The organism is Rhodococcus sp. BL-253-APC-6A1W (assembly GCF_012843405.1).
In the GTDB taxonomy this organism is placed as follows: domain Bacteria; phylum Actinomycetota; class Actinomycetes; order Mycobacteriales; family Mycobacteriaceae; genus Rhodococcus.
Genome location: NZ_JABAFB010000006.1, coordinates 87,064 through 100,401 on the forward strand (window position 1 = coordinate 87,064; position 13,338 = coordinate 100,401).

Here is a 13,338-nt window from a genome sequence, read left to right on the forward strand (position 1 = left end):
TCCCTTGTCGAGTGGCAGTCGTCGCACACGCTCGGACAGATCGGTCAGCGAAGATCGATCCCCTTGTAGTCACGCTCGGTGTGGCCGACGTAGATCTGGCGCGGGCGCCCGATCTTGAGGGTCGGGTCGGAGTGCATCTCGCGCCAGTGCGCGATCCAGCCCGGCAGGCGGCCCAACGCGAACAGCACGGTGAACATGCGGTCCGGGAAGCCCATGGCGCGGTAGATCAAACCGGTGTAGAAGTCGACGTTCGGGTACAGCTTGCGCTCGATGAAGTAGTCATCGGTGAGCGCGGCCTCTTCGAGCTTCATGGCGATCTCGAGCAGTTCGTCGCCCGCACCGAGCTTCTTGAGGATCGAGTCGGCGGTCTTCTTGACGATCGCGGCGCGCGGGTCGTAGTTGCGATAGACGCGGTGCCCGAAGCCCATGAGCTTCACGCCGTCTTCCTTGTTCTTGACCTTGCGCACGAACTCGTTGACGTCGCCGCCCGAGTTCTTGATCTGCTCGAGCATCTCCAGCACAGCCTGGTTCGCACCGCCGTGCAGCGGGCCCCACAGCGCGTTGATGCCGCCCGAGATGGACGTGAACAGGTTGGCGTCCGACGAACCGACCAGACGCACCGTCGACGTCGAGCAGTTCTGCTCGTGGTCGGCGTGCAGGATCAGCAGCATGTCGAGAGCCTGCGCGATCTCGGGGTCGATCTCGTACGGCTCGGCCGGGAAACCGAACGTCATCCGCAGGAAGTTCTCGACCAGCGACAGCGAGTTGTCGGGGTAGAGGAACGGCTGGCCCACGGACTTCTTGTAGGCGTACGCGGCGATCGTCGGGAGCTTGGCGAGCAAGCGGATCGTCGACAGCTCGACCTGCTCCGAGTCGTCCGGGTCGAGCGAGTCCGGGTAGTACGCCGAGAGCGCATTGACGGCGCTCGACACGACGGGCATGGGATGCGCGTTACGCGGGAAGCCGTCGAAGAAGCGCTTGAGGTCCTCGTGCAGCAGCGTGTGCCGGCGGATCTTGTCGGTGAACGTCTCGAGCTGGTCCGACGTGGGCAGCTCGCCGTAGATCAGCAGGTAGCTGACCTCGATGAAGCTGGCCTTCTCGGCAAGCTGCTCGATCGGGTACCCGCGGTAACGCAGGATGCCCTTCTCACCGTCGATGTACGTGATCGCCGACTTGGTGGAGGCAGTGTTGACGAAACCGGGGTCGAGGGTGGTGTACCCGGTCTCCGCAAGGAGCTTGCCCAGCTCGATACCGTCATTGCCTTCCGTTGCTTTGGCGATCGACATCGCGTGCTCGCCACCGGGGTAGCTGAGGGCGGTTGTGGGTTCATTCTCAGCGGGCACGAAGGATCCCTCTCAAGCTCAGACCTACGAGAAACTTCCGAACATTCAGGTAGAACCTAGCCGTAGCGCAGCGCGTGCGCCCAGCCAGGGTCGGTCGAAAGTCCCCGCACAGTGTTTCGTTGATATCGACGTCGGACGTCGGCCCGCACCCTCGGAAACTCCGCCGCAAGGTCGGCGCACGCCGCTTACCTGGGGTAATCGTACGCGATCCGTGTGGTAGCGCCATTGCCACCCCGCCTCCTGCCGTTCGCGGCGCCCGTGCGTCACCCGGAGAAACCCACCGCACCCAGGCCCCAGCTGGCGTCCCAGCCCTGCCCCGGCTGCAGGACCACTTCGTCGATACCCAGATTGAACGCATCAGGAGGGCACGTCGCGGGAATCAGAGCGAGCGAACGCTCCGCAGCACCCCCGGACCCGGCCGTCTCGGTGGTCGCATACAGCCACCCGAACTCCGGCACCGTTCGCAATTCCACACCGCGCCCGTCGGGACCGCAGAGACGATGACGCACCACACCGTCGGCGTCCTCGTCGAGGGCACTGAACGGTGTCGCGAGCCGTACACCGGCGAGGGAGCGCGGTGCGGTGAAGTCGTACTCGGTACCGGTGACGGGTTGTGAGTACGCGGTGGGAAGACCACGTTCGCGGTCGATCGGAACGCGGGTACCCGCCGCCAGGTGCAGGCTGCACTCGTCGAGGGGGGTCTCACCGGCCCGCAGATACGGGTGCACGCCGAGACCGAACGGTGCGTGGAAATCGCCGATGTTGGTCGCGGTGTGGGTGACGACGAGCCCGTACTCACCGAGTTCGTGGATCGCGGTGAGCAGCAGCCGGTAGGGCCATCCCTTCTGCAATCCGACCTCGAGCACCTGCTCGACACGGGTAGCCGTGTGCGACACGAGGTCCCACTTCTTGTTCCAGGCGAAGCCGTGCACGGCGGTCTTCCGGCGCGGGTCGGTGACCGCCAGTTGGTGTTCGATTCCGTCGAAGAAGAAGTGGCCGTCGCGCACCCCACCCGGCCACGGCGCCAGCACGGCGCCCGCGTACAGCCACGGTTCCTCGGCCGGCCCGCTCTCGACGAGCCGGTAGGGGCCGGACGGATCGTCGTACACCAGTTCACGCACCGCCGCGCCCACCTCGGACACCTCGGCCCGGTAGCCGCCGCCGCGGATCACGTAATGCGCGGGACCGTCTCCCGGCCGGGAATCGGTCGGGTGATCGCGTTGCGAGTGGTGGATCGAGTCGGACATGTACCCAGTCTTGCGGGCGGCGGGCGATCGCACTACCCATTCGGGCGGCTGACCTGTCCGTACCGCCAACCTGCCCCGCAGTCCCGGATCACATACCGGTCGTCATGGCCTCGATCACGGCCGCGGTGGCGGCCACCGTCGGGACGTCGTCGATCGGCACGTCGGGGTCACCGGTGGTGGAATCCGAGAGCACCACCAGCACGAGCGGATCCCCCTGAGGCGACCACACGACCCCGGCGTCGTTGACCGTCCCGTGGTCGCCTCCTCCCGTCTTGTCGGCCGCGGTCCAGCCCGGCGGCAGTGCCGCACGGATGCGCTTGTCGGACGTGAGGCTCCCCCGCATCCACCCCGCGAGGGTGCGTTGTTGCTGCGGCGGCAGCCCCGCACCGAGAAGCAGTTCGTGGCACCCCGCTCCGAGCCCGGCGGCGGTCGTGGTGTCGCGCTCGTCGCCGCGCCCCGCTTCGTTCAGTTCGGGTTCCCACCGGTCGAGGCGAGTCGCCTTGTCGTTGACAGCCCGCGCGAGGGCTGTCACCGTGTCCGGTCCGCCGAGGCGTCGCAACAGGAGGTTCGCGGCGGTGTTGTCGCTTCGGGTCAGCGCGGCCTCGCACAGGTGACCCACGGTCATGACGCGGCCCTGATGTTCGGTCGTCACAGGCGAGTTGACGACGATGTCGGCGGGCTCGACCGCAATGGTCTCGTCGAGGGTGAGCCGGCCGAGGGATTCGAGACGCAGAATTCCGGCCGCTGCGTAGATCTTGAAGGTCGAGCACATCGCGAATCGCTCGTCGCCGCGGTATGAACAGCTCCGACCGTCGATCGGCGAGTGCGCGAACACCCCGAGCCGGACCTTGTGGTCGTTCTCGATCCGGGCGAGACGTGCGTCGAGCGCGGACAGTTGCAACCGTGTCTCCGGTACGCCCCTCGCGGCCGGGGTCGCATCCGGTGGCATCGTGCTGCCCGATGCGCCGCATGCGGCCAGGATCGGAGCGGCCGACAGGACGACGGCACCGGAGAGAAAGCCTCTGCGGGACAGTGCTGTTCGGTCGACTGCGGGTGGTGTTGCCATGCAGCTACAACAGCATCCGGCCTCTCGCCGATGCCAATACTTTACGGAGGCCGGGGCAAGTCGGAAAAAGTATCACCCCTGGTGACAGCCCTGTACGAGGCCGACACTGGCCGCACTTCCGGTAAAAGCGGGGACGGTGTCGAGGACGCTGGTTGAATGTCGGCCATGGATCTGATCCGTCATCTCCGGTTCTTCGTCGCGGTCGCCGACACAGGACACTTCGGGCGCGCCGCAGCCGAACTGGAGATGACGCAACCTCCACTGTCCCAAGGACTTCGGCGCCTCGAGGAGTACATCGGGACCCCGCTCGTCCACCGCACGCAGCAGGGTGCCGTTCTCACTTCCGCCGGTGCGCACCTGCTTCCCCACGCCCGCTCGCTCCTCGACGACTCCGACCGTTTTCTCACGGAAGCGGTCCGCGTGGCCGGCGCCCGCGCAGTGGTCCGCTGGGGCGCCTGCGTCGCGCTCCCGGACCGGTTGCTCACCGCGTGCGTCGCGGCCTTGTGCGCCGAGACCGATGCGGCGGTGACGACCGAATCGGGGACCACCGTCGACCTGATCGAGGCGGTGCGGTCGGGCAGATGCCATTTCGCCGTCGTCGAACTTCCCACGCTCGTGGACGGCGTGGAGGCCGGGCCCGTCACCAAGATTCCGCGGTGGGTCGTCGTGCCGAAGGACCATCGCAGCGCCCACGCCGAACGGCCTCGGTTCCCGATGCTCTCCGATCTGGCGTTCGCAGCCCCTGCACGAACAGGAAACCCCGGGGCCTTCGACGCCGTGCGTGATCTACTGCGCGAACGCGGTCTCGAGGTCGAGACGACGACTGCGCCGGACGACCGGGCCGTCCTCGCCGCAGTGGCTGCGGGCACCCATTTCGGGATGTCGACCACGAGGCCCGGTTCGGCGCCGGGGGTCGCGTGGCTGCAGTTGGCTCCCGCCGCGACCGCGCTGCAGGTGCGTCTCGTGTGGCGAACCGGCGCCGACATCGACCGGTATGTCGCGGCGCTGGATCGTGTGGTCTTCAGGGAACGGGTGCGCTGAGCCGTACATCCCGGCGGCTCGGACAGCGGTTACCGCGCTTCGGTGGCCGCTGCCTCCCCCCGCGCGGGGCCGCTGTCGTCCTTCATTCGCACCGCGATCGCGAAGATGAGCACACCTGCCGCCGCGAGGATCACTCCGGCAGCGGCCGGTGCGGTGTACCCGAATCCGGCGGCGATCACCGCACCGCCGATCGCGGCGCCGATCGCGTTGGCGAGGTTGAACGCGGCGTGGTGGAGCGACGCCGCGAGCGTCTGGGCATCGTCCGCGACGTCCATCAGCCGGACCTGCAGCCCCGGACCGACCGCCGCGCATCCGCCGCCGAGCAGGAACACCATCACCAGAGCCGTGTACGGGTTGTGCACCGCGACGACGAACACGGCGAGCAGCACGCCGAGCGCACCCACGGTGATGAAGATGCCCGGCACCAGAGCGCGGTCGGCGAGGCGACCTCCCACCGCGTTGCCCACGACCATGCCGAGCCCGAACAGCATCAGGGCGACCGGGACCACCGATTTCGGTACGCCCGCGACGTCGGTCAGGGTGGTGCTGATGTAGGTGTAGACCGCGAACACACCACCGAAGCCGATCGTCGCGACGCCCAACGTCATCCACACCTGCTTGCGGCGCAGAGCACCCAGCTCGGTCCGCACGCTCGTCGTACGGATGGACAGGTCCGGCACCCACGCGACGACCGCGGCGACGGTGGCCACCCCGATCACCGCGACCAGGCCGAACGCGATGCGCCAGCCCAGTGCCATACCCAGCCACGACGCCGCGGGCACCCCGATCACGTTCGCCACCGACAGTCCCATCATCACGAGCGCGACGGCCCGCGCCCGCTGTCCCCGACCGGCGAGATGCGCCGCGACGATTGCGGCGACGCCGAAGTACGCGCCGTGCGGCAAGCCGGCAACGAACCGGGAGGCCACGAGCGCGCCGTAGCCCGGTGCCAGCACCGTCGCCGCGTTACCGATCGTGAACGCGACCATCAAGGCGATCAGCAGCGTCTTGCGCGGTACCCGGGCGGTCAGGGTCGCGAGGAGCGGTGCACCGACCACGACGCCGGCGGCATATGCGGACACGACGTGCCCGGCGGTCGGCTCGGAGACACCGAGCCCGGCCGCGATGTCGGGAAGCAGGCCCATCGCCATGAATTCGGTGGTGCCGATTCCGAACCCGCCGAGCGCGAGTGCCCACATGGCGCGGGTGCGCCCTGCCCGCGGACCGTCGTCGATCCGGACGTCGTCGGGTGGGCAGGCGGGAGCCGTGGTCATGAGAGAGCCTTCGGAGAGTGCACGAGGTACGCGAAAGGGAAGTCCGGACGGCTGTGTCCGGCCCGTTCCATCTTCCGCTTCGGGCCCGCCCACCTCGAATTCGTCAGGGGTGAGTTCCGCCACCGCCGCGTGGAGAGCGCGCTACGACAGGGTTCTCTCGACGCGGTACCGGACGAAGGCGGGGAACGCGAAGACACACACCGCGACGCCGACGATCACCAGGACACCGCCACCCGCTGCCGCAACCGCGGTCCCGGCTGCGGCGGCCGCGGCACCGTGCAGCACGTCGCCGATCCGGGGACCGCCGGCGACGACGACGATGAAGACTCCTTGCAACCGGCCACGCATCTCGTCGGTCGCGACGGTCTGCAGCATCGTCGACCGGAACGCCGCCGACACCATGTCCACCGCCCCTCCGAATGCCAGGAACGCCACCGCGAGCCACACCAGCAGCGCGCTCCCGCCCGAATCGGCGAACCACACCACGATCCCGAATCCGGCCATCGCGACGCCCCACAGCGCGATACACACGATCACCGCGAGCCCCTGCCGCCGCACTCTCGGCAGCCACCCCGAGAACACGCCTCCGACAACGGCTCCCACCGACATCGCCGCGAACAGCACGCCGAGGACGAATCCGCCCTGCACCGGATCCCCGAAGGTTTCGTGCGCGATCTGAGGAAACAATGCGCGCGGCATTCCGAACACCATCGCGACGATGTCGACCACGAAGGAGGCCAGCAGGATCTTCTGCCCGGACAGGTAACGGAATCCGTCGAGCACCGCACGCAGTCCCGCCCGCGTCACCTCTCCCAGCGGCGGGATCGGGGGCAGCCGGACGACGGCCCAGAGCGTCGCGAGCAGGAAGACCGCGTCGAGCAGGTACAGCGTCGACAACCCCACCATCGGGATGAGCACCCCGGCAAGCAGCGGACCGGCGATCGCACCGAACTGCACGACGGTCATGTTGAGCGAGGTCGCCGCAGCGATCTGGCCCGTGGGAAGCACGCGCGGGATCACGGCCGCGCGGGTGGGCTGATTCACCGCGAAGAACGCCTGCTGCACCGAGAACACGCCGAGCAGCACCCACACGTTGCCCGAACCCGCTGCGGCCTGAGCCCACAGGAGCAGCGAGGTGACGCAGAGGCCGACCGAGGTGATGGTCAGCAAGGTGCGCCGGTCCATGGCGTCCGCGAGCGCGCCACCCCAGAGCCCGAACACGACGAGCGGCACGAGACCGAACACACCGGTGAGCCCGACATAGGCCGAGTTCCGGGTGATCTCGTAGATCTGCTGCGGTACCGCGACGATCGCCATCTGGGCGCCGATCACGGTCACGACACCGGCCCACCACAGCCGCGCGAAGTCCTTGTTCTGCAGCGGTGTGGTGTCGGCGAGGATGCGTCTCACGGCTGGAGACGCCGGACGGACCACGCTCCGTCCACGAGCCGCATACGAATCCGGTCGTGCAGACGGTCGGGTCTCCCCTGCCAGAATTCGACGGTGTCCGGACTGATCCGGAATCCGCCCCAGAACGGCGGAACGGGAATGTCCTCGTCGGATCCGAGACCGTACTCTCTGCCCGCCTCGACGAGTGCGTGTTCGAGGTCTGTGCGAGACGCGACCGGCCGCGACTGCTGCGACGCCCACGCACCGAGCCGCGACCCGCGCGGCCGGGTCCGCCAGTACGCCGCGGTCTCCTCGGGCGCGACGCGATCCACCCTGCCGCGCACCGTGACCTGGCGGTGCAGCGGCAACCACAGAAAGGTCACGGACGCGTACGGGTGCGCGGCCAGGTGGCGTCCCTTGTCGGATTCGTAGTTCGTGAAAAAGGTGATGCCCTCGGGTCCGACGGCCTTGCACAGCACCGTCCGGGTCGCGGGATCGCCGTTCTCGTCGACGGTCGCGAGCACCATCGCGTTGGGCTCGGGCACGGCGGCCTCGACGGCCGTGGCCAGCCATTGCCGGAACAACGGCAGCCAGCCGTCGGAGGCGAGCGCGGGTCCGAGATCGGCGGACAGCGTTTCGGCCGGGTCCGACGGGTTGTAGTCGGCACGCATCGACGCGAGATCGTCTGCCGGCACGTGTCGGCGCGGTGGTTCGGGCTGCACGGACGAAGACGGTACTCCGGGACGGCCGACGCCCGAAGACACGCGGTCGAGGACTAGAGTTCACCTGACGACTCGAGTGGGGTGCCGATCACAGTCACCGGTGTCCTCATTCCACCGGCAGTGCGGCTCGGATCGGGCGGCACACGAAAGAGGAGAGCCCATTCGCATGGCACCGCGCGCGTCTGTACCCGAGGATTTCGTCGCAGGTCTCGAAGGCGTCGTCGCCTTCACCAGTGATATCGCCGAGCCCGACAAGGACGGTGGCGCACTGCGTTACCGCGGTGTCGACATCGAAGAACTCGTCGCTCGGGGCGTGACCTTCGGTGACGTGTGGGCACTTCTCGTCGACGGCGAGTTCGGCCGGGGTCTGCATCCCGCCGAGCCTTTCCCGCTCCCGATCCACACCGGCAACGTGCGCGTCGATGTGCAGGCGGGCCTCGCGATGCTCGCGCCCATCTGGGGCTTCCAGCCGTTGCTCGACATCGACGACGCGACCGCCCGCGACAACCTCGCGCGCTCCGCGGTGATGGCACTGTCGTACGTCGCTCAGTCGGCGCGCGGCATCTACCAGCCGGCGGTACCCCAGGAGCAGGTCGACCAGGCGAAGACCGTGACCGAACGGTTCATGGTGCGCTGGAAGGGCGAGCCCGACCCGAAGCACGTCGAGGCCATCGACGCCTACTGGGTGTCGGCTGCCGAGCACGGTATGAACGCCTCCACTTTCACCGCCCGGGTGATCGCGTCCACCGGTGCCGATGCGCCTGCCGCACTGTCCGGCGCCGTGGGTGCGATGTCGGGTCCGTTGCACGGCGGTGCCCCGGCGCGCGTGCTGCCGATGATCGAGGAGACCGAGCGCAGCGGCGATCCGCGCGCCGTGGTCCAGGGCATCCTGGACCGCAAAGAGAAGCTCATGGGCTTCGGGCACCGTGTGTATCGCGCCGAAGATCCCCGTGCCCGCGTGCTGCGCGACACCGCCGAGCGACTCGGCGCTCCGCGCTTCGAGGCCGCTGCGGCACTCGAGCAGGCAGCGCTGACCGAACTGCGGGAACGCCGTCCCGACCGCGCCATCGAGACCAACGTCGAGTTCTGGGCCGCCGTGATCCTCGATTTCGCCGAGGTTCCGGCCGCGATGATGCCGGCGATGTTCACGTGCGGGCGGACCGCGGGCTGGTGTGCGCACATCCTCGAGCAGAAGCGTCTCGGCAGGCTGGTGCGTCCCGCGGCGATCTACACCGGGCCGGATCCTCGGTCCGTCGAGGCCGTCACCGGCTGGGAGTCGATCTCCCACCGCTGACGCACCCGGTCGGACGCTCACGCAAGCGGTCTAGACTACATCTGCACCATGTCACTCGACGCTTAGGACACGCATTCCGATGGCAGACGCTTCACCGATCATTCCCGCCGACCTCAAGCCCGCAGACGGCCGTTTCGGCTGTGGCCCGTCGAAGGTTCGCCCCGAGCAGCTCCAGTCGCTCGTCGACGTCGGCGCTTCGGTATTCGGCACCAGCCACCGGCAGAAGCCGGTCAAGGACGTCGTGGCCCGGGTGCGCTCCGGCCTGCGCGAGCTGTTCGCCCTGCCCGACGGCTACGAGGTCGTCCTCGGCAACGGCGGCACCACGGCATTCTGGGATGCAGCCGCGTTCGGCCTGATCCGCGAACGGTCGCAGCACTTCACCTACGGCGAGTTCTCGTCGAAGTTCGCCTCCGTCGCCAAGAAGAATCCGTTCATCGGCGATCCGATCGTGATGGGCTCCGAGCCCGGATCGGCTCCCGAGATCGTGGCCGACGCGTCCGCCGACCTGATCGGCTGGGCGCACAACGAGACGTCGACGGGTGTGGCTGTGCCCGTGCAGCGTCCGGCCGGGTCGTCGAACGCGCTCATCGCGATCGACGCCACCTCGGGTGCCGGCGGGTTGCCGGTCAACATCGCCGACAGCGACGTGTACTACTTCGCTCCGCAGAAGTGCTTCGCGGCGGACGGCGGGTTGTGGATCGCGCTGATGAGCCCGGCCGCGCTCGAGCGCGTTGCCGAGATCAAGGCGTCCGGCCGGTACACCCCGGACTTCCTGTCGCTGCCGATCGCGGTGGAGAACAGCAGCAAGGACCAGACGTACAACACCCCGGCGCTCGCCACCCTGCTGCTTTTCGCGAACCAGATCGAGTGGCTCAACGCCAACGGTGGCCTCGACTGGGCCGTGAGCCGCACCAAGGATTCGTCGTCGCGCCTGTACGAGTGGGCCGAGGCTTCCGAGTTCGCGACGCCGTTCGTCACCGATCCGGCGCTGCGCTCGCAGGTGGTCGGAACGATCGACTTCGCCGACTCGGTCGATGCGGCGAAGGTCGCAAAGATCCTGCGCGCCAACGGCATCGTCGACACCGAGCCGTACCGGAAGCTGGGGCGCAACCAGTTGCGCGTCGGTATGTTCCCGGCGATCGATCCCGAGGACGTCACGCAGTTGACGAAATGCGTGGATTGGGTGGTTTCGCAGCTCTGAGCAACGGGTAGTCAGCGACGGTCGCGAGGGGCCGGGTCCTCAGCGGGGCTCGGCCCCTCTCCCGTACCCAACCCTCAACCTAAGATCGAGACATTTCGGTGAACCTAGGACCATAACGCGTCCTGGGGGAAATCGTGTGACGTCGCCCGGCGTGGCGCGGCGTGTCCGCGCCACGAAATGTGACGACTCGATTACAGTCGGGCGGGTCAATCGCGATCGGCGCGCGAGGAGGTCAAAGGTGCGAGAGCTTCGAGTGGTCGGTCTCGAGCCCGATGCAAAATATGTCGTGCTCGCCGATCCCAACACGGGTGACAAGTTCCGTATTCCGGTGGACGACACCCTGCGTGCGGCATCACGCGGCGATCTCGCCCGCCTGGGCCAGATCCAGATCGAAACCACGAGCCAGCTCCGTCCCCGCGAGATCCAGGCGCGGATCCGTGGCGGCGCGTCGGTCGAACAGGTCTCCCAGGAGGCCGGCATCCCGATCGCCAAGGTCGAGCGTTTCGCCTACCCGGTGCTGCTCGAACGGTCCCGGGCGGCCGACATGGCGAAGAAGGGTCACCCCGTCCGCCCCGACGGACCCACGGTCGAAACCCTCCTCGAGATCGTGACGCAGGCGTTCCGCGCCCGCGGCCACAACCTCGACGAGGCCACGTGGGATGCCTGGCGCGACGACGACGGGCACTGGGTCGCAGAACTGCAGTGGCAGGCGGGCCGGTCCACCAACACCGCGCACTGGCGCTACCAGCCGGATGCGCACGGCGGCACCATCACCGCGCTCGACGACATCGCAGCAGACCTCGTGGACCCGGATTGCGGCCGTCCGCTGCGATACCTGACCCCGGTCTACTCCGCACGCGACGTCGACGACTCGACCGAAGCGGAGATCGCCGAGCGCCGGGCAGCCGTGGCGAGCCCGATTCCGCTCGACCAGCCCGCGGTCGCCGAGCCCAGTGCGGAACCCGCCATTCTCGAAGCCCCCGGAACCGAGACGGTCGCGGTGACCGCATCCGACGAGCACGAGGATCCCGCCGCGACGCACACCCCGCACTCGCCGAACAGGGACAAGCGCGGTAAGCCCGCACTCCCGTCCTGGGACGACGTGCTGCTCGGCGTGCGCAGCAACGGACGCATCTGAGGGATCGCCGATGGCGTCGATCGTCTCGGCGCTGTGGCACGTCGACGCTCCCGATCCGGCCGCGGTCCTTCGGGACTCCCGGCCGGATCCCGAGGCGGCCCGCGCGCTGCTCGGGCGCCTCTTTCCGGACCGGCATCCCGCTGCGATCGGCCGGGTTCCGCTCTCACTCGCGGTGCACGGCGGCGATCCCGGGGGCAAGCAGGTCTTCGTCGGCAGCTACCCCGGCGTCACCGTCGTCTGCAGTAGTGAACTGTCGCTCCGCACCCCCTCGCAACTGCCGTTGCGGTGGCGGCAGACCCTCGCGGCCGAACACACGTTTCTCACCGTGTCCGACGCACCCGGGGCATGGGGCGCCTTTGCCGCATGGGAGCGCGGCACGCTGCGACGGGCGTTCGGGGCGAGCACCGTGGAGTTCTTCGAGGACGAGGGCGTCCCGTTCGCGTGGGAACGTCCGTTCTGGGCCGGCGAGCATCCGATCCGCTGGCCGGCCGAGGTCGCTCCCCCGCCGCACTCGCTCCCTTTCCACCCTCGCCGACTCGTCGAGCACGCCAACGCCGCGTGGCTCGGCTTCCGGTATGTGGGGCGGCTCGCCGCCGAACCCGATCCCGCCGACATCGAGGTGTGCGGGTTCGAATTGCGGGACCGGGAAGAAACCGCACCGGCGCCCCGGCGTCGCCGTCCCTCGTGGTGGCGGCGCACTGCCCGCCTGTAGCCACAGGTCAGCCTGTAGCCACCGGTCAGCCTGTAGCCCGGTCAGCGCGGAATCCGGACCCGTTCGTAGAACGCCATCGCGGCGGCCGTGGCGACATTGAGCGAGTCGGTGCCCGGGGCCATCGGGATCCGCGCGCGCACGTCGGTTGCACGCATCGCGTGTTCGGTCAGTCCGGGGCCCTCGGCGCCGAGGAGCAACGCGACTTTCTCGCCGGTCATCGCTGCGGAAAGGGGGACGGCGTGCGGATCGGGAGTGAGCGAGATCAGCTGGAAACCCTTGTTCCGCAAGATGTCCAGATCGTGCGGCCACCGGTCCACAGAGGCGAACGGCACCCGCAGGACGTGCCCCATCGACACCCGCACCGCCCGCCGGTACAGCGGGTCGGCGCAGCCTTTCGCGAACAGCACCCCGTCGACTCCGAGCCCGGCCGCATTGCGGAACATCGAACCGATGTTCTCGTGATCGTTGACGCCTTCGAGCACCGCGACGGTCGTGGCCTTCTCGAGCACGTCGCCGAGTTCGAGCGGCTCGGGACGGTTCGCAACCGCGAGGACACCGCGATTGAGATGGAACCCCACCACCTCGGCCATGACGTCGGCGTCGGCCCGGAAGAACGGGACGTCGACGTCGCGCAGGTCGTCGGCAAGTTCCCCGAGGCGCCGGTCGACGCCGAGCAGGCTTGTCGGCGCGAACCGCGAATCGAGCATCCGCTGCACCACCAGAACGCCCTCGGCGATCACGAGTCCTTTGCCGCCGGGAAGGTCGGGCCGGCGATCCGAAGAGTTGAGATCGCGGAAGTCGTCCAGCCTCGGGTCGGCCGGGTCGTCGATGTCGATAACGTGAACCACATGCTCATTGTCCCAGCAGGCCGGAGCACGAACCCGCCGGGTCCGGACCGGTCGCGCAGGCGC

12 protein-coding genes are annotated in these 13,338 nt (G+C 68.5%); 5 read left to right on the forward strand and 7 right to left on the reverse strand.

Features of this window, described 5'->3' with window-relative positions:
• Positions 1-44: 44 nt before the first annotated feature.
• From HF877_RS10740 to bla, 3 genes are all read right to left on the reverse strand, one after another.
• A complete protein-coding gene (locus tag HF877_RS10740) occupies positions 45-1,343 on the reverse strand; it encodes a citrate synthase (protein WP_169621173.1) in 1,299 nt (432 codons plus the stop codon).
• Positions 1,344-1,606: 263 nt separating this feature from the next.
• Positions 1,607-2,590 carry an aldose 1-epimerase family protein gene (locus tag HF877_RS10745; RefSeq protein ID WP_169621174.1) on the reverse strand — a complete coding sequence of 328 codons (984 nt, stop codon included), beginning with the start codon at positions 2,588-2,590 and terminating at the stop codon, positions 1,607-1,609.
• Positions 2,591-2,678: 88 nt separating this feature from the next.
• Positions 2,679-3,656, reverse strand: a complete 978-nt coding sequence (bla, locus tag HF877_RS10750; RefSeq protein WP_240952268.1) for a class A beta-lactamase — start codon at positions 3,654-3,656, stop codon at positions 2,679-2,681.
• Between the two features lie 165 nt (positions 3,657-3,821).
• Here bla and HF877_RS10755 point away from each other — a divergent pair, with 165 nt between their 5' ends.
• Positions 3,822-4,697: a LysR family transcriptional regulator gene (locus HF877_RS10755; protein WP_169621400.1), complete on the forward strand. Its 876-nt coding sequence runs from the start codon at positions 3,822-3,824 to the stop codon at positions 4,695-4,697.
• A gap of 29 nt (positions 4,698-4,726) precedes the next feature.
• Here the strand turns inward: HF877_RS10755 and HF877_RS10760 are convergent, their stop codons facing one another.
• From HF877_RS10760 to pdxH, 3 genes are all read right to left on the reverse strand, one after another.
• On the reverse strand, positions 4,727-5,896 hold the full coding sequence (locus tag HF877_RS10760) for an MFS transporter (RefSeq protein ID WP_169621401.1): 1,170 nt from the start codon (positions 5,894-5,896) through the stop codon (positions 4,727-4,729).
• Between the two features lie 216 nt (positions 5,897-6,112).
• The gene (locus HF877_RS10765) at positions 6,113-7,381 is read right to left on the reverse strand and encodes an MFS transporter (protein WP_169621175.1); all 1,269 of its coding nucleotides are present in this window, start codon (positions 7,379-7,381) and stop codon (positions 6,113-6,115) included.
• A complete protein-coding gene (gene pdxH / locus HF877_RS10770; protein ID WP_169621402.1) occupies positions 7,378-8,031 on the reverse strand; it encodes a pyridoxamine 5'-phosphate oxidase in 654 nt (217 codons plus the stop codon). The genes HF877_RS10765 and pdxH overlap by 4 nt, the downstream gene beginning before the upstream one ends.
• A gap of 217 nt (positions 8,032-8,248) precedes the next feature.
• Here pdxH and HF877_RS10775 point away from each other — a divergent pair, with 217 nt between their 5' ends.
• The 4 genes from HF877_RS10775 to HF877_RS10790 all read left to right on the forward strand — a co-directional run bounded on the left by HF877_RS10775 (position 8,249) and on the right by HF877_RS10790 (position 12,427).
• Positions 8,249-9,376, forward strand: coding sequence for a citrate synthase 2 (locus HF877_RS10775; protein ID WP_169621176.1), 1,128 nt, complete (start codon positions 8,249-8,251; stop codon positions 9,374-9,376).
• Positions 9,377-9,455: 79 nt separating this feature from the next.
• Positions 9,456-10,577 carry a phosphoserine transaminase gene (serC, locus tag HF877_RS10780; protein WP_169621177.1) on the forward strand — a complete coding sequence of 374 codons (1,122 nt, stop codon included), beginning with the start codon at positions 9,456-9,458 and terminating at the stop codon, positions 10,575-10,577.
• 238 nt (positions 10,578-10,815) lie between these two features.
• Positions 10,816-11,715, forward strand: coding sequence for a septation protein SepH (sepH, locus tag HF877_RS10785; protein ID WP_296551075.1), 900 nt, complete (start codon positions 10,816-10,818; stop codon positions 11,713-11,715).
• A 10-nt stretch (positions 11,716-11,725) separates the two neighbouring features.
• A complete protein-coding gene (locus HF877_RS10790) occupies positions 11,726-12,427 on the forward strand; it encodes a hypothetical protein (RefSeq protein WP_169621178.1) in 702 nt (233 codons plus the stop codon).
• A 41-nt stretch (positions 12,428-12,468) separates the two neighbouring features.
• Here HF877_RS10790 and HF877_RS10795 read toward each other — a convergent pair whose 3' ends face one another.
• Positions 12,469-13,275 (reverse strand): RNA methyltransferase, encoded by an 807-nt coding sequence (locus tag HF877_RS10795; RefSeq protein WP_169621179.1) that lies wholly within the window; start codon positions 13,273-13,275, stop codon positions 12,469-12,471.
• Between the last annotated feature and the right edge of the window lie 63 nt (positions 13,276-13,338).